Annotated in this window: 16 protein-coding genes; 11 read left to right on the forward strand and 5 right to left on the reverse strand. The window is 61.7% G+C overall.

Going from position 1 to position 18,801, the window contains the following annotated elements:
• Positions 1 to 55: 55 nt before the first annotated feature.
• Entirely contained in the window at positions 56 to 1,111 is a 1,056-nt protein-coding gene (gene bioB / locus AACY31_RS14530; protein WP_339504672.1) for a biotin synthase BioB, read from the reverse strand.
• Positions 1,112 to 1,201: 90 nt separating this feature from the next.
• Here bioB and AACY31_RS14535 point away from each other — a divergent pair, with 90 nt between their 5' ends.
• The 5 genes from AACY31_RS14535 to rarD all read left to right on the forward strand — a co-directional run bounded on the left by AACY31_RS14535 (position 1,202) and on the right by rarD (position 6,855).
• Positions 1,202 to 1,942: a ComF family protein gene (locus AACY31_RS14535; RefSeq protein WP_339477250.1), complete on the forward strand. Its 741-nt coding sequence runs from the start codon at positions 1,202 to 1,204 to the stop codon at positions 1,940 to 1,942.
• 57 nt (positions 1,943 to 1,999) lie between these two features.
• Positions 2,000 to 2,764 carry a TOBE domain-containing protein gene (locus tag AACY31_RS14540; RefSeq protein ID WP_339477251.1) on the forward strand — a complete coding sequence of 255 codons (765 nt, stop codon included), beginning with the start codon at positions 2,000 to 2,002 and terminating at the stop codon, positions 2,762 to 2,764.
• A 66-nt stretch (positions 2,765 to 2,830) separates the two neighbouring features.
• Positions 2,831 to 4,732: a PhoX family protein gene (locus AACY31_RS14545; protein ID WP_339477253.1), complete on the forward strand. Its 1,902-nt coding sequence runs from the start codon at positions 2,831 to 2,833 to the stop codon at positions 4,730 to 4,732.
• Positions 4,733 to 4,877: 145 nt separating this feature from the next.
• Entirely contained in the window at positions 4,878 to 5,852 is a 975-nt protein-coding gene (locus AACY31_RS14550; RefSeq protein WP_003206247.1) for a serine/threonine protein kinase, read from the forward strand.
• 115 nt (positions 5,853 to 5,967) lie between these two features.
• Positions 5,968 to 6,855, forward strand: coding sequence for an EamA family transporter RarD (gene rarD, locus AACY31_RS14555; RefSeq protein ID WP_339477255.1), 888 nt, complete (start codon positions 5,968 to 5,970; stop codon positions 6,853 to 6,855).
• Positions 6,856 to 7,072: 217 nt separating this feature from the next.
• On the opposite strand, the gene AACY31_RS14560 is transcribed toward rarD, so the two are convergent.
• Positions 7,073 to 7,591, reverse strand: coding sequence for a glycine cleavage system protein R (locus AACY31_RS14560; protein ID WP_339477257.1), 519 nt, complete (start codon positions 7,589 to 7,591; stop codon positions 7,073 to 7,075).
• A gap of 582 nt (positions 7,592 to 8,173) precedes the next feature.
• Between AACY31_RS14560 and AACY31_RS14565 the strand changes: the two genes are divergently transcribed.
• Positions 8,174 to 10,351 carry a malate synthase G gene (locus AACY31_RS14565; protein WP_339491547.1) on the forward strand — a complete coding sequence of 726 codons (2,178 nt, stop codon included), beginning with the start codon at positions 8,174 to 8,176 and terminating at the stop codon, positions 10,349 to 10,351.
• Between the two features lie 142 nt (positions 10,352 to 10,493).
• Here the strand turns inward: AACY31_RS14565 and AACY31_RS14570 are convergent, their stop codons facing one another.
• Entirely contained in the window at positions 10,494 to 10,940 is a 447-nt protein-coding gene (locus AACY31_RS14570) for a response regulator (RefSeq protein WP_339477261.1), read from the reverse strand.
• A gap of 258 nt (positions 10,941 to 11,198) precedes the next feature.
• Here AACY31_RS14570 and AACY31_RS14575 point away from each other — a divergent pair, with 258 nt between their 5' ends.
• The 5 genes from AACY31_RS14575 (at position 11,199) to AACY31_RS14595 (ending at position 16,128) form a co-directional block, all read left to right on the forward strand.
• A complete protein-coding gene (locus AACY31_RS14575) occupies positions 11,199 to 13,133 on the forward strand; it encodes a putative nucleotidyltransferase substrate binding domain-containing protein (protein WP_339477673.1) in 1,935 nt (644 codons plus the stop codon).
• Positions 13,130 to 13,837: a 3'-5' exonuclease gene (locus tag AACY31_RS14580; RefSeq protein ID WP_339477264.1), complete on the forward strand. Its 708-nt coding sequence runs from the start codon at positions 13,130 to 13,132 to the stop codon at positions 13,835 to 13,837. The genes AACY31_RS14575 and AACY31_RS14580 overlap by 4 nt, the downstream gene beginning before the upstream one ends.
• Before the next feature lie 156 nt (positions 13,838 to 13,993).
• Complete coding sequence (locus AACY31_RS14585; protein WP_339504674.1) at positions 13,994 to 15,124, forward strand: PepSY-associated TM helix domain-containing protein; 1,131 nt, start codon at positions 13,994 to 13,996, stop codon at positions 15,122 to 15,124.
• Complete coding sequence (locus AACY31_RS14590) at positions 15,121 to 15,300, forward strand: hypothetical protein (protein WP_339477269.1); 180 nt, start codon at positions 15,121 to 15,123, stop codon at positions 15,298 to 15,300. The genes AACY31_RS14585 and AACY31_RS14590 overlap by 4 nt, the downstream gene beginning before the upstream one ends.
• 198 nt (positions 15,301 to 15,498) lie before the next feature.
• Positions 15,499 to 16,128, forward strand: a complete 630-nt coding sequence (locus tag AACY31_RS14595; protein WP_339477271.1) for a glutathione S-transferase — start codon at positions 15,499 to 15,501, stop codon at positions 16,126 to 16,128.
• 198 nt (positions 16,129 to 16,326) lie between these two features.
• Here the strand turns inward: AACY31_RS14595 and creD are convergent, their stop codons facing one another.
• Both creD and AACY31_RS14605 read right to left on the reverse strand, forming a co-directional pair.
• Positions 16,327 to 17,700: a cell envelope integrity protein CreD gene (gene creD, locus AACY31_RS14600; protein WP_339504676.1), complete on the reverse strand. Its 1,374-nt coding sequence runs from the start codon at positions 17,698 to 17,700 to the stop codon at positions 16,327 to 16,329.
• A 54-nt stretch (positions 17,701 to 17,754) separates the two neighbouring features.
• Positions 17,755 to 18,726: an alpha/beta hydrolase gene (locus AACY31_RS14605; RefSeq protein ID WP_339504679.1), complete on the reverse strand. Its 972-nt coding sequence runs from the start codon at positions 18,724 to 18,726 to the stop codon at positions 17,755 to 17,757.
• Between the last annotated feature and the right edge of the window lie 75 nt (positions 18,727 to 18,801).

Genomic DNA, 18,801 nt, shown 5'->3' on the forward strand with positions numbered 1-18,801 from the left:
TGGGAGCCGGCTTGGCTCCCACAAAGCCCGCTCCCACACTGGGTTTTGCGTCAACTCAAACAGCGGCGTTATAGAACTGCTCGCTGCTCTTCTGCTCCACCAGCGCCTGTTCAATCGCCGCCTGATGCACTTCGTCGGCATGTTCTTCGCCGGCTTCGGGCTGAATGCCCAGGCGTGCGAACAACTGCATGTCCTTGTCGGCTTGCGGGTTGGCGGTGGTCAACAGCTTGTCGCCGTAGAAAATCGAGTTCGCTCCGGCCAGGAACGCCAGGGACTGCATTTGCTCGTTCATCGCTTCACGGCCGGCGGACAGGCGCACATGGGACTGGGGCATCATGATCCGCGCCACGGCGAGCATACGGATGAAATCGAACGGATCGACGTCCTCGGCATTCTCCAACGGCGTGCCGGCAACTTTGACCAACATGTTGATCGGCACCGATTCTGGGTGCTCTGGCAGGTTCGCCAGTTGGATCAGCAAGTTGGCGCGGTCGTCCAGGGATTCGCCCATGCCGAGGATGCCGCCGGAGCAGATCTTCATCCCCGAATCACGCACGTAGGCCAGGGTTTGCAGGCGCTCGCTGTAGGTGCGGGTGGTGATGATGCTGCCGTAGAACTCCGGCGAGGTGTCGAGGTTGTGGTTGTAGTAGTCCAGGCCGGCCTGGGCCAGCGCTTCGGTCTGCTCCTGGTCGAGTCGGCCCAGGGTCATGCAGGTTTCCAGGCCCATGGCCTTCACGCCTTTGACCATTTCCAACACATAGGGCATGTCCTTGGCCGACGGGTGCTTCCAGGCCGCCCCCATGCAGAAGCGTGTCGAACCAATGGACTTGGCGCGCGCGGCCTCTTCGAGGACCTTCTGCACTTCGAGCAATTTCTCTTTATCCAGCCCGGTGTTGTAGTGACCGGACTGCGGACAATATTTGCAATCTTCCGGGCACGCGCCGGTCTTGATCGACAGCAGCGTGGAAACCTGGACGCGGTTGGCGTCGAAGTGCGCGCGGTGCACGGTCTGCGCCTGGAACAGCAGGTCATTGAATGGCTGGACGAAGAGTGCCTTGACTTCGGCCAAAGACCAGTCATGACGCAGGTTGGCAGTGGTGCTGGCGCTCATGGGCATTTCCTTGATTATGCTTGGCTAGCGCCTGGGGCATGGAATACCCACAGGCGCGACACGGATGTTCGGCATATTTAAGGAAGAGCCATGCGCTGTCAACCACGATACAAAGGACCGGTTTACATCTGGTTAAAAAACAAACAACCCTGCCTGCTGTGCGGCGAAAGCACCGATACGCCACAACCCATCTGCACACCCTGTGAAAGCGAGTTGCCCTGGCTCGGCGATCAATGCAGCGTCTGCGCCTTGCCGCTGCCCATGGCCGGACTGCGTTGCGGACAGTGCGCCTCGCGACCGCCGGCCTTCAAACGGGTCCTGGCGCCCTGGACCTACGACTTCCCGATGGACAGTCTGATCACCCGTTTCAAGCATCAGGCGAAATGGCCCCTGGGCAGGCTGCTGGGCGAATTGTTGGCGCAGTCGCTGCAACACCATTTCGACGAAGGGCTGGAGCGGCCCGACGCGCTGGTGCCGGTGCCACTGGCGGCCCGGCGTTTGCGCCAGCGCGGTTTCAACCAGGCAGCGTTGCTGGCCCGCTGGCTCAGTGGGCCGCTGGCGATCCCATGCGAAGAACACCTGCTGCGACGCACCCAGGACACCCCCGCCCAACAGGCTCTCGATGCCAGGGCCCGGCGGCGAAACCTGCGTCAGGCCTTTGCCCTCGCGCCCCAGGCATCGTTGCGCAACCGTCACTTGGCGTTGGTCGACGACGTGCTCACCACTGGCGCCACCGCTCAGGCACTGGCCGCCCTGCTGCTCGATGCCGGCGCTGCGCGGGTCGATGTGTACTGCCTGGCTCGCACGCCGAAACCCGGAGAGTCGGCTTGACGCGCCACGCCCAAGGCGCCAACGTCCGCTCATCGACCTTTACACGCAGTTTCCGCCATGTCCTTGCCCACGCTTCTGACCCAGCACATCGTTCGGCGCCCGCAACGCATCGCCCTGTTGCAGCATATCGCCGAACAAGGTTCGATCACCCGCGCAGCCAAGAGCGCGGGCCTGAGCTACAAGGCGGCGTGGGATGCCATCGATGAGTTGAACAACCTGGCGGACCAACCGTTGGTGGAACGCAGTGTCGGCGGCAAGGGCGGTGGCGGCGCCAAGTTGTCGGAGGAAGGTCAACGCGTGCTGCGCCTGTATCTGCGCCTGCAAATGCTGCAGACGCAACTGCTGGAAGCAAGCGAGGATGCCGGCGACCTGGGCCTGCTCAGTCGCCTGATGCTGCGCACCAGCGCCCGCAATCAATTGCATGGCAAGGTCCTGAGTATCGAGGCCCAGGGGCACAACGACCGGGTACGCCTGGAGCTGGCCCGGGGCCTGCTCATCGAAGCCCAGATTACCCATGACAGCACGCTGCGCCTGGAGCTGGCTGTCGGCACCGACGTGGTGGCGCTGATCAAGGCTGGCTGGCTGCAATTGCACCCCATCGAACAAGCGGAAAAACCGGGGACCAATACGCTGCGCGGCCTGATCGAACAGGTCGACGCCGCCGAAGACGGCCCCAGCGAAGTGCGCATCGGCCTGCCCAACGGCCAGACGCTGTGCGCCCTGGCCGACCCGCTTGAGCTACACAAGCAGCATCTGGAAACCGGCTCACCGGTGCAAGTGACGTTTTCAGCGACAAATGTGCTGCTCGGCACACCGCTGTAGCGTGTTGCAACAATAGTTTCATCGACCCGCTCTAAGGTGACTGCCAAAACCAGCAGGGAGCCTCAGATGAGCCTATTAGAAGAAAACCAATCCACCGACCTGGAAAAGATCGTCGGCCTGAGCCGGCGCAGCTTCATCAGCGCCGGCGCCCTGTGCGGCGCGGCGATGTTCCTGGGCGGCAACCTGCTGAGCCGCAGCGTCCTGGCCGCCGCCGTGAGCGAAGGCAACAGCCGCCTGCTGGGCTTCAACAGCATCGCCGCCGCCACGGCCGACACCATCACGTTGCCGCCAGGCTACAAGTCCTCGGTGCTGATCAGCTGGGGCCAGCCACTGCAGAAAAAAGCACCGGCCTTCGACCCCAGTGGCAACGGCACCGCCCGCGCACAGGAAGAGCAGTTCGGCGACAACAACGACGGCATGAGCCTGTTCCCCTTCCCCGGCGACAATAACCGGGCGCTGATGGCGATCAACAACGAATACACCAACTACCGCTACCTCTTCCCCCACGGCGGCCAGCCGCAGTCGGCCGAAGACGTGCACAAGGCCCAGGCCAGCGAAGGGGTGTCGGTGATCGAGGTCCAGCGTCGTCGCGGCCAATGGCAGTTCGTCCAGCAATCGCGCTACAACCGCAGGATCCACGGCAACACGCCGATTCGCCTGCGCGGCCCGGCCGCCGGCCACGACCTGCTTAAAACCAGTGCCGACCAGAGCGGCAAAAATGTACTGGGGACTTTCCAGAACTGCGCCAACGGCATGACGCCGTGGGGCACTTACCTGACCTGCGAAGAAAACTTCACCGACTGCTTCGGCAGCAGTAAGTCCGACTTGCAGTTCGATGAAGCGCAAAAACGCTATGGCGCGACCGTCACCAGCCGCGAGATCAACTGGCACCTGTACGATCCGCGCTTCGACCTGGCGAAGAACCCCAACGAACTCAATCGCCACGGCTGGGTGGTGGAAATCGACCCGTTCGATCCGCAATCCACTCCCGTGAAACGCACCGCCCTGGGCCGTTTCAAACACGAAAACGCCGCCCTGGCGCAAACCAATGACGGTCGTGCCGTGGTGTACATGGGCGATGATGAGCGCGGTGAGTTCATCTACAAGTTCGTCAGTCGCGAGCGCATCAACCCGCGCAATGCCCAGGCCAACCGTCATCTACTGGACGATGGCACCTTGTACGTGGCGCGCTTCGATGCCGGCGACGGCAACCCGGACCACCCAAAAGGCAAGGGACAGTGGATCGAGTTGACCCACGGCAAGAACGGCCTCGACGCCAGCAGCGGTTTCGCCGACCAGGCCGAAGTGCTGATCCATGCGCGCCTGGCCGCCAGTGCCGTGGGCGCCACCCGCATGGACCGCCCTGAGTGGATCGTGGTCAGCCCCAAAGACGGCCAGGTCTATTGCACCCTGACCAACAACGCCAAGCGTGGCGAAGACGGCCAACCGGTGGATGGGCCGAACCCTCGGGCCAAGAACGTCTACGGGCAGATCCTGCGCTGGCGCACCGACCGCGACGACCACGCGTCCAAGTCCTTCGACTGGGACTTGTTCGTGGTCGCCGGCAACCCGACGGTACACGCCGGCACGCCGAAAGCCGGTTCGTCCAACATCAATGCGCAGAACATGTTCAACAGCCCCGACGGCCTGGGCTTCGACAAAGCCGGCCGGCTGTGGATCCTCACCGACGGTGACTCCAGCAACGCCGGGGACTTTGCCGGCATGGGCAACAACCAGATGCTCTGCGCCGACCCTAACAGTGGTGAAATTCGCCGTTTCATGGTCGGGCCGGTGGGCTGCGAAGTGACCGGGATCAGTTTTGCCCCGGACCAGAAGGCCTTGTTCGTCGGGATCCAGCATCCTGGGGAAAACGGCGGCTCGACCTTTCCTGAGCACTTGCCCAACGGCAAGCCACGGTCCTCGGTGATGGTGATTACCCGGGAAGATGGCGGGGTGATCGGCGCCTGAGTAGGCCTCATCGCGAGCAAGCCCGCTTCCACAGGGCTCGGGTCATCTTGCTCGCGATGGTCTCAACAGCCACCACCTATCTGCCTCTGTCTGCGCTACCATGCTGGGCCGGACGCGGCAGCCCTGCCGCTGCGCAGGAGTCAGCATGTCCCATCCGTTTGAAACCCTCACGCCCGACCTGGTGCTCGATGCCGTTGAAAGCATCGGATTCCTCAGCGACGCCCGCGTGTTGGCCCTCAACAGCTACGAGAACCGCGTCTACCAGGTGGGCATCGAAGATTCCGAGCCGCTGATTGCCAAGTTCTATCGCCCTCAGCGCTGGACCAACGAAGCGATCCTGGAAGAGCACAGCTTTACCTTTGAACTGGCCGAATACGAAGTGCCCGTCGTCGCACCACTGATCCACAACGGCACCAGCCTGCACGAACACGCCGGGTTTCGTTTCACCCTGTTCCCCCGTCGCGGCGGCCGTGCACCGGAGCCGGGTAACCTCGATCAACTCTATCGCCTGGGACAATTGCTCGGGCGCCTGCACGCGGTCGGTGCGACCCGCCCGTTCGAACACCGTGAAGCCCTGGGCGTGAAGAACTTCGGCCACGATTCACTGGCCACCGTGCTGGCAAGCGGCTTTGTCCCGCGTAGCCTGCTGCCGGCCTACGAGTCGGTCGCCCGGGACCTGCTCAAGCGCGTTGAAGAGGTCTACGCCGCCACGCCCCACCAGAACATCCGCATGCACGGCGATTGCCACCCGGGCAACATGATGTGCCGCGACGAGGTGTTCCACATCGTCGACCTCGACGACTGTCGCATGGGCCCAGCGGTGCAGGACTTGTGGATGATGCTCGCCGGCGATCGCCAGGAATGCCTGGGGCAATTGTCGGAACTGATGGACGGCTACCGTGAGTTCCACGACTTCGACCCGCGGGAATTGGCGCTGATCGAACCACTGCGGGCCTTGCGTCTGATGCACTACAGCGCCTGGCTGGCGCGACGCTGGGACGACCCGGCCTTCCCCCGTAGCTTCCCGTGGTTCGGCAGCGAACGCTACTGGGGCGACCAGGTGCTGGCGTTGCGCGAGCAATTGGCGGCGCTCAATGAAGAGCCGTTGAAGCTGTTCTGATGTACCGCAGAACCACCCTGTGGGATCTGCGGTGATTGTGCACAATACTCACAGCACAACCAGACAAATCTCCTTACAATCACCCTTCTGTTAGCTGCCTAAGCAAGGATTCTGCATGCAAGCCGCCAACCCACGTCGCGGGTACATCCTGGGCCTGAGTGCCTACATCATCTGGGGTCTGTTCCCGATCTACTTCAAGGCCATCGCCAGCGTCCCGTCGGTGGAGATCATCATCCACCGGGTGCTGTGGTCGGCCTTGTTCGGCGCGGCGTTGCTGATGGTCTGGAAGCACCCGGGCTGGTGGCGTGAACTGCGGGACAATCCACAGCGCCTGGCGATCCTCGCCCTGAGCGGGACCCTGATCGCAGCCAACTGGCTGACCTACGTCTGGGCGGTGAACCACGGCCGCATGCTCGAAGCCAGCCTGGGTTACTACATCAACCCGCTGGTGAACGTATTGCTGGGCCTGTTGCTGTTGGGCGAGCGCCTGCGCCGCATGCAATGGCTGGCGGTGGGATTGGCGGCGGTCGGTGTGGCGCAGCAGGTCTGGCAAGTGGGCAGCCTGCCGTGGGTGTCGCTGGTACTGGCGCTGACCTTCGGTTTCTATGGGTTGATCCGCAAGCAGGCACCGGTCAAGGCGTTGCCGGGGCTGGTGGTGGAAACCTGGATGCTGGTGCCGATCGCCATTGCCTGGTTGCTGTTCAATCCCACGGCCACCAGTGCCCAGGCGGCCTTCTGGACCACCTCCGAAGCCTGGTGGCTGGTGGCGGCCGGCCCCGTGACGCTGGTGCCGTTGGTGTGTTTCAACGCCGCAACACGGCATTTGCCCTACACTACCATCGGTTTTCTCCAGTACATCGCGCCGACACTGGTGCTGTTGCTCGCCGTGATGCTGTTCGGTGAGCACCTGTCGTCCAGCACGCTGGTGGCGTTCCTGTTTATCTGGGCCGGTCTGGCGGTGTACAGCGTCGATGCGATGATCAGCATGCGTCGGCGCAACTGATCAAAAAACACACAAAGTTCTCCAGGCCACGCCTGCCGTGGCCTGCACGTATCCTTCCCAAGGTTATCCACAGCGTGATCCCCGCCGTTTGTGCACAAGCCCTTGAAAACTGGTGCTTTTTTGATCATTAACCGCTAAGCCCCGGCGGGCTTGGGCTGGAGCCGGGTCTCTACAGGTTATCCACAGGCAGGCGCCGTTTTTCCTTGGATAACCTTGATTACGCTTCGTCGCTGAGCTTGAGCTCCACCATCAACTCATCGGCCAGGGTCTCCAGGTGTTCCTGCAACGTCTCCAGCGACAAGGTCAACGGCACCCCCAGAGTCGCTTCGGCGTGGAACAGCAGCTCGCTGCTCATCGGCGCCGGCCGGACGTAGGTCACCAGACGCTCGACATTGACGCCCTGCTCGCTCAACAACCGGGTGATGTCCCGCACGATGCCGGGACGGTCGTTGCCCACCAGCTCCATGGTGATGGGTTTCCAGGCGCAGGACTCCTCAAGGGCGCTTTCAGCGATCAACACGCGGATGCCGTGAGTCGATAGCCCCTGCAAGGCTTCGATCAGTTCCTCATGGACCTCGGCCGGGGCGCTGATTCGCAGAATTCCGGCAAACTGCCCAGCCAGGCGCGACATGCGACTTTCCAGCCAGTTTCCGCCGTGTTCGGCGATGCAATCGGCAATGCGCTCGACCTGCCCGGGCTTGTCCGGGGCAAAAACAGTGATGACGAGGTGGTCCATGGCGCAGTCCTCTTGTTGGGGAAGGGACAGTATAGGCAAGAGAGACAATCAGCACGTTCGCGCTTTTGTGGCGAGGGAGCTTACTCCCGCTGGACTGTGTAAGAGCTGCGTAGGAGCTGTCGAGTGCAACGAGGCTGCGATCTTGTCCCTATCAATTGAGTCTAAAGCGAAAGGTCAAAAGATCGCAGCCTTCGGCAGCTCCACAGGGGAGCAAGCTCCCTCCTCACAGTGATTTGTGTACGAACACTAAAATTATATGGAACAATTCATCTATTTTTTGAGAACATCCCGTGTCTCGACGTGACCGTAACACTTTAGTCGGTCGCGGAACGACGCAATTAGTCTAATTTTCACAACCGCAATTGATCATGTAGTATGCCGCAGCTAGCACTACATAACGCTGTACCGATGTCTGCTTAAGGCGCAGTCGCATCCCTGAAAAGCCCCGTCAGCAAGGCTTACCACCCAGCCGCCAGCGATGGCATGCACTGGTTCCGGGGTTTGTGCTTTAAATGTCCCGAGGCTTCATTGTCAAAATCGAAGAGCTGAAAAGCGAAATAGCTGAGCAGAGTGAGGCAAGCAATGACTGAATACGTTCAAGTCGGTGGCCTGCAGGTCGCCAAAGTCCTGTTCGACTTCGTGAATAACGAAGCCATTCCCGGAGCCGGCCTCACCGCCGACGCGTTCTGGGCCGGCGCCGACAAGGTCATCCACGACCTGGCACCGAAGAACAAAGCCCTACTCGCCAAACGCGATGATTTCCAGGCGCGGATCGATGCCTGGCACCAGGCCCGTGTCGGCCAGGCCCACGACGCCGTGGCTTACAAAGCCTTCCTGCAAGACATTGGATACCTGCTGCCAGAAGCGGCGGATTTCCAGGCCACGACCCAAAACGTCGATGACGAAATCGCCCGCATGGCCGGCCCGCAGCTGGTGGTGCCGGTGATGAACGCCCGCTTCGCCCTCAACGCATCGAACGCCCGCTGGGGTTCGCTGTATGACGCGCTGTACGGCACCGATGCCATCAGCGAAGCCGATGGCGCGCAAAAAGGCAAAGGCTACAACAAGGTCCGCGGCGACAAGGTCATCGCCTTCGCCCGTGCCTTCCTCGACGAAGCCACGCCCCTGGCGGCCGGCTCCCATGTCGACTCCACCAATTACAAAATCGTTGATGGCAAACTGGTGGTCACCCTCAAGGGCGGCAGCAACAGCGGCCTGCGTGACGATGCCCAGTTGATCGGCTTCCAGGGCGATGCCTCGGCACCGACCACCGTGCTGTTGAAGCACAATGGCCTGCACTTCGAAATCCAGATCGATGCCAGTACCCCGGTCGGCCAGACCGACGCCGCCGGCGTCAAAGACATCTTGATGGAGGCCGCGCTGACCACCATCATGGACTGCGAAGACTCGGTCGCCGCCGTCGATGCAGCCGACAAAGTGGTGATCTACCGCAACTGGCTCGGCCTGATGAAAGGCGACCTGGCTGAAGAAGTCGCCAAGGGTGGCCAGACCTTCACCCGCACCATGAACCCCGACCGTGTCTACACCGCCGTCGACGGCTCGAGCGTGACCCTGCACGGCCGCTCGCTGTTGTTCGTGCGTAACGTCGGCCACCTGATGACCATCGACGCGATCCTGGACAAGCATGGCAACGAAGTGCCAGAAGGCATTCTCGACGGTCTGATCACCAGCCTGGCCGCGACCCACAGCCTCAACGGCAACACCAGCCGTCGCAACAGCCGCACCGGCTCGGTGTACATCGTCAAGCCGAAGATGCACGGCCCGGAAGAAGCCGCGTTCACCAACGAGCTGTTCGGTCGCGTCGAGGACGTGCTGAACCTGCCGCGCAACACCCTCAAGGTCGGGATCATGGACGAGGAGCGTCGTACCACGGTCAACCTCAAGGCCTGCATCAAGGCCGCCAGCGAGCGCGTGGTGTTCATCAACACCGGTTTCCTCGACCGTACCGGCGATGAAATCCACACCTCCATGGAAGCCGGCCCGATGGTGCGCAAGGCCGACATGAAAGCCGAGAAGTGGATCGGCGCGTATGAGAACTGGAACGTCGACATCGGTTTGAGCACCGGCCTGCAAGGTCGCGCACAAATCGGCAAAGGCATGTGGGCGATGCCGGACCTGATGGCGGCGATGCTCGAACAGAAAATCGCTCATCCGCTGGCCGGCGCCAACACCGCATGGGTGCCCTCGCCGACCGCCGCGGCCCTGCACGCGCTGCATTACCACAAGGTCGACGTGTTCGCTCGCCAAGCCGAACTGGCCAAACGCGCTCGCGCATCGGTGGACGACATCCTGACCATCCCACTGGCCGTCAACCCGAACTGGACACCGGAGCAAATCAAGAACGAACTGGACAACAATGCCCAGGGCATCCTTGGCTACGTGGTGCGCTGGATCGACCAGGGTGTCGGCTGCTCCAAGGTGCCGGACATCAACGACATCGGCCTGATGGAAGACCGTGCGACGCTGCGTATCTCCAGCCAGCACATTGCCAACTGGCTGCGCCACGGCATCGTCACCCAGGACCAGGTGATGGAAAGCCTCAAGCGCATGGCGCCGGTGGTCGACCGCCAGAACGCCAGCGACCCGCTATACCGTCCGCTGGCACCAGACTTCGACCGCAACATCGCCTTTCAAGCGGCAGTCGAGCTGGTGATCGAAGGCACGAAGCAGCCTAACGGCTACACCGAGCCGGTACTGCACCGCCGTCGGCGCGAGTTCAAGACCGCCAATGGGTTGTGATTGAGCGGTAAACAGCGGCACAAAAAAAAGCCCTGATCGAAAGATCAGGGTTTTTTCATTTTCCAGTACTCGACCGCTTTCATAGCGCTTTTATGGCGACGGTATTCATCTGTGGGAGCAAGGCTTGCTCCCACAGATGATCTTAAAGCTCCATCCCCAACTCACGCTTGACCAACCCCAACAGCTTGTCGGTATCGATCGGCTTAAGCAAAAAGTCCACCACGCTCAGGCGCATGGCTTCAATGGCGTCCTTCACGTCGGCATCACCCGACACGATGATGATCGGCAACGCCGCCCGCTCGGACTCGCGCACCAGGCGAACCAGTTCCAGGCCATCGACGTTGCGCATCCGCAGGTCGGTGATCAACAGGCCGATCGATGGCTTGGTTTCCAGCATCTTGAGTGCCGTTTCACCACTGGCAGCGGTCATGCAGCGAATCCCGTCCAACGCCAGGATCTCCGACAGCAGCTCACGAGCGTCCTTGTCGTCATCGACGATCAAGACGCGCTGCGGCGGCAGGTCAGGTTCCAGCATGGCGGCACTCAGCGCCTCGCGCTCGGCGTCACTCAAAATATCGTGGTCGGACATGGTGCTCTCTACGTTCTTTAAATCAATCCCCTGGCACAGTGGTCAGACATCGTTCTGCTGCGCTTCAATGTGCACTTCGTCGGATTTTTTACCAAGAACATTAATGAAGACTTTTCTGCCACCTAGCGTAGCCTTTTTCCGTAAGCCCACCCCTATTCAGCGACCTAGACTTACGTCCAATGGGCACCCCACGCTGAGGGGCCGACCATGCAATAACGGATCCGACCACAAACAATCAAAAAAGACTGCGCAATGGTTATGAAAAAAGCGGACGCCTTCACCCAGGCAGGGAAAACCGCGGTGTTGCAAAACATCCAGGGGACACTGCAGTTTCTCCAGCGCTTTCCCCCATTCAACCAGATGGAAAACGCTCATCTGGCCTATCTGGTGGAGCAATGCCTGCTGCGCTTTTATGCGCCGGGCGACACCATCATCAAACCGGCCGACGGCCTGGTGGAACACTTCTACATCGTCAAGCAAGGCCGGGTGGTAGGCGAACGTCCGCATACGGCCAAGGGGGGTACAGAGACCACCTTCGAGATCACCACCGGCGAATGTTTCCCCCTCGCCGCACTGCTGGGCGAACGGGCCACACGCACCGAACACCGGGCCGGCGAAGACACGTTCTGCCTGCAATTGAACAAGCAGGCCTTCATCAAGCTGTTCGCCCTGTCCGGCCCGTTTCGCGACTTCGCCCTGCGTGGGGTCAGCAGCTTGCTCGATCAGGTCAATCAGCAGGTCCAGCAAAAGTCCGCACAAACCCTGGGGACCCAGTACTCCCTCAATACACGACTGGGTGAACTGGCGATGCGCCATCCGGTCAGTTGCAGCCCGGATATGCCGCTGCGCGAAGCCGTCAAGCTGATGCACGAGCAGCAGGTCGGCAGCATCGTGGTGGTGAACGAGCAGAAAGCCCCGGTGGGGATTTTCACCCTGCGCGACCTGCGGCACGTGGTGGCCGATGGTACCGGGGACTTTTCCCAGGCAATCGTCGGGCACATGACCCAGGCGCCGTTTTTTCTCTCGCCGGATCACAGCGCCTTCGACGCAGCCATCGCCATGACCGAACGGCACATCGCCCACGTCTGCCTGGTCAAGGACCATCGCCTGTGTGGCGTGGTATCGGAGCGCGATCTATTTTCCTTGCAGCGCGTCGACCTGGTGCACCTGGCCCGAACCATCCGCAACGCGCCCAGAGTGGAAAACCTCGTGGCCCTGCGCGGCGAGATCGGCCAACTGGTGGAGCGCATGCTGGCCCACGGCGCGTCGTCGACCCAGATCACCCACATCATCACCCTGCTCAACGATCACACTGTGTGCCGGGTCATCGAGCTGACCCTGGCCGACAAGGGTGACCCAGGCGTGCCGTTCAGTTGGCTGTGCTTCGGCAGTGAAGGCCGACGTGAACAAACCCTGCACACCGACCAGGACAACGGCATTTTGTTCGAAGCCCGGGACGCCGCCCATGCCGCGCAGATTCGTGGCCTGCTGCTGCCCATCGCCCAGCAGATCAACCAGAACCTGGCCTTGTGCGGTTTCACCTTGTGCAAGGGCAACATCATGGCCGGCAACCCCGAGCTGTGCCTGTCCCGCGCCGAATGGGCGCGCCGCTTTTCGGCATTCATCCGCGAAGCGACGCCAGAAAACCTGCTGGGCTCGAGCATCTATTTCGACTTGCGGGTGGTCTGGGGCGATGAGCAAGGCTGCGATCAATTGCGTCGGCATCTCCTCGACCAAGTGGCCGATAACCGCTTGTTCCAGCGCATGATGGCCGAAAACGCCTTACGCCACCGCCCGCCCGTGGGACGCTTCAGGGATTTCGTGCTGAGCCGCAAGAATGGCGAAAAGGCCACCCTAGACCTGAAGGTGCAGGGCCTGACGCCCTTCGTCGACGGCGCCCGTCTGCTGGCGCTGGCCAACGGCATCGAAGCCAACAATACCCTGGAACGCTTGCGGCAATTGGTCGACAAACAAGTCATCGAACCGCTCGATGGCGCAGCCTATGAAGAGGCCTATCACTTCATCCAGCAAACCCGCATGCAGCAACACCAACTGCAAACCCGCGAGAACCTGCCCTACTCCAACCGCGTAGACCCTGACAGCCTCAACCATCTGGACCGACGCATCCTGCGCGAATCCCTGCGCCAGGCCCAACGTCTGCAAAGCAGCCTAACGCTGAGGTATCAGTTGTGAGCATTTTTTCCTGGTTGCGCCCAGCCCAACCCATGTTGCCCGAAGAAATGCAAAAGCACCTGGAACGCCTGCCGGCGGCTTCAGCCTTGGGTGAATGCGACCTGCGGGAACAACGCTGGGTCGTGCTGGACCTGGAAACCACCGGGTTGAACCTGAACAAGGACCAGGTGCTGTCCATCGGTGCGGTGGTCATCGAAGACGGCGCCATCGACTTCAGCCAACAGTTCGAACGCACCTTGCAATGCGATAAGCAGAAACTCGGGCCGAGTGTGTTGATCCATGGCCTGGCGCCCAGTGCCATCGCCGCTGGCAGCAACCCGGCCGAGGCGCTACTGGCGTTCATGGAGTTTGTCGGCGACAGTCCGCTGCTGGCCTTTCACGCACCGTTCGATTCCCACATGCTCGGGCGCGCCTTGAAAGATTACCTGGGCTATCGCCTGCAGCATCCGTTCCTCGACGTGGCAGACCTGGCCCCGATGCTTTGCCCCCAGGCCCACCTGCGCAAATCCGGCCTGGACGAGTGGATCGACTGGTTCAAGCTGCAAGTCTTCGACCGCCACAACGCCAGTGCCGACGCCCTGGCCACGGCGGAACTGGCGCTGATCCTGTTCAGCCGCGCCCGTCAGCAGCAGCTCCACAGCCCACTTGACCTGCAACAGCGCCTGAGCCAGTGGAAACGACGGCAGCAGGCGCCCTCACTCTAAATTCTCTGCTCCTAGGGTGGTTCGCCTGTGGGAGCAAGGCTTGCCCGCGATGGAGGCGACTCGGTTTCAGAAAGACCGCATCGCCTGTTTCGCGGGCAAGCCTTGCTCCCACAGATACCCCTCGCCACAAGGTGCCCTTTTGCATCCGGATCGATCATGAAAAGCAAAACCATCCGCCGCTGGTCCTTCGTCCACACCTGGACCAGCCTGATCTGCACGGTGTTCCTGCTGATGCTGGCAATCACCGGGCTACCGTTGATCTTCCACCATGAAATCGAACACTTGCTGGGCGACGCTCCGCAGCTTCGGGAAATGCCCGCCGACACGCCGCCACTGGACCTGCAACAACTGGTGGAAAAAGCCAAGGCCCATCGCCCGGGGGAAGTGGTCCAGTATTTTGGCTGGGACGATGACGAGCCCAATGGTGTCATCACCATCATGGCGCCGACGCCGGGTACCGAACCCAACTCATCCCACACCTTCATGCTCGATGCGCGTACCGGCGAGACCCTGGAAATGCCCTCGGCCAATGGCGGTTTCATGATGGTCATGCTGCGCCTGCACGTGGACATGTTCGCCGGGCTGCCGGGCAAGATGTTGCTGGCGTTCATGGGCCTGCTGTTCGTGATCGCTATCGTCTCCGGGGTGGTCCTGTACCTGCCGTTCATGCGTCGCTTGAAGTTCGCCACGGTGCGCCAGGACAAATCCACGCGCCTGCGCTGGCTCGACCTGCACAACCTGATCGGCGTGGTCACGCTGGTCTGGGCGCTGACCGTGGGTATCACTGGTGTGATCGCCGCCTGCGCCGACCTGATCATCGCCGCGTGGCGCAACGACAGCCTCAGCGCCATGGTCGAACCCTACCGCGACGTCCCGTCGCTGACCCAACTGGCCCCGGCCACCCGCTTGCTGGATATTGCCAAGGGCGTCGCGCCTGGCATGGCGCCGAGCTTCATCGCCTTCCCCGGCACGCTGTTCTCCAGCGAGCACCACTACAGCGTCTTCATGAAGGGCGACACCCACCGGACCTCGCACCTGCTCACCCCCGTGTTGATCGATGCCACCACCTTGGACGTCACCGCCGTCGCCGAGCGACCGTGGTACATGGACATGATGAGCCTGTCCCTGCCCCTGCACTTCGGCGACTACGGTGGCCGGCCGATGCAGATCTTCTGGGCGACCCTCGATGTGCTGACCATCATCATCCTCGGCAGCGGCGTTTACCTGTGGCTGGTGCGGCGCAAAGCGGCCAAGCGCGCGACCATCGGCACGCAGGTCCTCTCGTGAGGCCTCGGCAGTCGAGTTTCTGGAAAGTGTTTGGTATTCCCCTGATGATTGGTGCGCTCAGTGCGGCGGGGTTGGTCAGCGCATTACTCGGTGACGGCGCCTGGGATGCGGTGAGCTGGGTCGGGCTGGGAATACCGACGGTGCTGGGGGCTTGGGGATTGATCAAGCGCGGATAACTCCAACCGGACGCAAACCCAATGTGGGAGCGAGCCTGCTCGCGATTGCGGTGAGTCAGTTGCATTGAAGTTGACTGACACCCCGCTTTCGCGAGCAGGCTCGCTCCCACATTGGAATCCAACTGGTCACCCGACCGCTCGCCAGCCACCCCGTAACTGGCTAGGCTAAGCCCCTGGCCGTTTATCGAGGATATCCGCATGTCCACCCCCAGCATGACGCTGTTCCACAACCCCGCTTCCCCTTTCGTGCGCAAGGTCCTGGTGCTGCTGCACGAAACCGGCCAGCAAGACCGCGTGGCGTTGCAGCTCAGCCAGCTCTCGCCGGTCAAGCCGGACCGGGCGCTCATCGATGACAACCCGTTGAGCAAGATCCCGGCCCTGCGCCTGGCCAACGGGACGGTGATCCACGACAGCCGCGTCATCCTCGACTACCTCGATCACCAGCACGTCGGCAACCCGCTGATCCCCCGGGACGGCGCGGCCCGCTGGCGGCGCCTGACCCTGGCCTCCCTGGCCGATGGGATCATGGATGCGGCCGTGATGATCCGCTACGAAACCGCGCTGCGCCCTGTGGAAAAGCACTGGGACGAATGGCTCGATGCGCAGCGGGACAAGATTCGCCGTGCCCTGGGCCAGCTCGAAGCCGAAGCGATTGCCGAACTGGCCTGCCATTTCGACGTGGCCTCCATCAGCGTGGCCTGCGCCCTGGGCTACTTGGATTTGCGCCATCCCGATCTGGAATGGCGCGAGGCCAACCCGCAATTGGCGCAGTGGTTTGCCGAGGTGAGCGTGCGGCCTTCGATGGTCGAGACGGTGCCCAGGGTTTAGCTCTGCATTGAACGTTCCGGCCTCATCGCGAGCAAGCTCGCTCCCACATTGGGTTGTTTTGTTTGGACCACCGGGATCCCCTGTGGGAGCGAGCTTGCTCGCGATAGGGGCACACCGGATCCAAAGGAAACAACCCAGCAACCTGCATCACTAACACTTCTCGCCATTGCCGGTCCTCACGCAACCCCAACGACCGGCTCATTTCACCTCTCCCAACTCGAAGTTCATCGCCGCGGCTGGCTTCGACCCGACCCCGTACCAGTCCAACTTGCGGGTCAGGACCATGAACACGCCTAGCAGGCCGAACAGCAACAGCGAGCCCATCAACAGCGCGTAGTCCTCGGCGCTCAACAGGCCGTAGAGCAAACCGTACAAGCCCGCCAGCCCCGCCGAAAACCCCAGACCGTGACTCACGCTGCGCAGCACATGGCAAACATAAAACCCGATCAGCACGACACAGGCACTGGCCGACACCAGGTACGCCAGGGTGAAGCCGATGTGCTCCGACAGCGACAATAGCAGCAGGTAAAAGAATGCCAGCGCCACGCCCACCAAGGCGTACTGGACCGGGTGCACCGCCAGGCTCTTGAGCACCTCGAAGAGGAAGAAGCCGGCGAAGGTCAGGGCGACAAACAGCAGCGCATATTTGATCGCCCGGTCGCTCTTGAGGTACTGGTCCACCGGATCGATGAAGCTCACCCCGAAGGCCCGGCTGCGGAACGCGTCACAACCATCGCGCGGTTCGCAGGCCTGCAGCGTTTCCAGGAGGTTGGTGGAGAAAAACGACGTCTGCCAGTCGGCACTGAAACCCTGCTCATTGATCTCACGCTGGGTGGGCAGGTAGTTGCCGATGAAACTCGGATGTGGCCAGTCGGCCGACAGGTGCACCTTGGTGGATTTGCCCACTGGCAGAATCTGGAAATTGCCAGTGCCTTGCAGGCGCAGGTCGAAACCGAAGGTCAACTCAGGGCCGCCCTGGGCGGTGATCATCGGCAGCGGCACATGCACACCCTGCCCCAGCCAGCCGAGCCGCGAGCCAGGCAGGAAGTCGACGGTCTGCTGGTTGAGCGTCAGGGTCAGCGCATTCTCGATGCCACGAATATCGCTGATGCCAACGCTCAGGTACGGCTCATCAAAACGGTAATCGGCAAAATCCTTGGCAGCAACACCGTAGCGCTCAGGCACCTTGAAGCGGCCATCGATCCGGTTATCGGCGTGGAACATCCGCGCTTCGTAGATGCCCCGGGCACGGGTTTCGGTGCGGACCTGACCGTCGAGCTCAAACTGCTCCGGCAAAAAATACAACTCGCCGGTTCGCTCGACGGTTTCCAGGAAACGCACGCCGGTCTTCTCGTTGGTATTCCAGACCTTCACGCTCTTGCGAAACGGCACCACGATCATCGGCCCGATCAGTTGCTGGTTGTAGCTGGAGCTGCGGGCGATGTCCTGCAGCACACCGTCACGCAGTTCCTGGCGCTCATCAATGAGCCCGTTGATCATCAACAACGGGATCATCAACAAGAGAATCAATAGGGCGATCATGCCCAGTTTTATGGCGAGGCTGCGGTTCATGTGGGGCTCTCCCTGTTCGAATGAGGGAGAGTCTGGGGTGGCTGTGTGCTGAGCTTATGGAGCGTTTGTGGAGATTGTGTGGAGACTGCCATCGTGTCGAGCACGAACCCCGGCATTCGCCACGTCCACGGTCTGGAAAGCTTCGCGCAGGGAATCCTCCATCAGCTGCCAGGCCTCCTCGGCCGACTCGTCCGGTCCCAAGTGGGTGAACATATGGTCGCAGCCTTCAAACATTCGCTGGCGCACCGGCACGCCGGCCTGGCGCAACTTCTCGGCATAGGCCTCGCCTTCGGCACGCAAGATATCGTATTGCGCCGTGATCACCGTGGCAGCCGGCATCCCCACCAGCGCGTCGACCGGCGCCAACAGGGGAGAGGCCAACGGATCGCGAGCCTGTGCCGGATCGCTCAGGTAGCAGTTGTTGAAGAAGCGCATCAGGCCGGCATTGAGCAGTGGCCGGGCACTGGTGGACGTCTTCAAGGCAGGGTCCTGGTGCAGATCCAGCGCCGCATAGTCGATCAACTGATGCACCACCTTCAACCCTTGATGCCCTCGCGCCAGACCCGCTACAACGGCAGCCAGATTGCCGCCGGCGCTATGGCCGCCGACGGCGAAACGCTGAGGATCGATGCCCAGCGTTTCGGCTTCGCTGGCCAGCCATTCGAGCACCGCGAAGCACTGTCGCGGGGCTGCGGGGAAGGCGTGCTCTGGCGCCAGCACGTAGTCCAGATTGACCACCAGGCAGTTCAGGTTATGGGCCAGTCGACGGCAATAGCTGTCATCGTGTTCGGGGGTCCCCGCAACAAAGCCACCGCCATGAAAATTCAGGTACACCGCCAGCTTCACCGAGGGCTGCGAATGGGGCCAGTAGAACAGCGCCCGCGCATCCCCCCAAGGGGTCGGAATGGTCTGCACGACAACGGCGCGCAACGCAAACAGCGCAGCGTCGTAGGTAAACTTCGCTTTCATTCTCTTGGCGAAGGCGCGCAACAACTTGGCCTGCAGTTTTTGCCAGAGGCTCACCATGCTCATGCTCCCGGTTGTGTATCCACGAATAGGACCAGCCGACCGAAAGTCATCTCGCCGTAGGGCATGGCATGC

Source organism: Pseudomonas sp. RL_105y_Pfl2_101 (assembly GCF_963970585.1).
Taxonomy (GTDB): domain Bacteria; phylum Pseudomonadota; class Gammaproteobacteria; order Pseudomonadales; family Pseudomonadaceae; genus Aquipseudomonas.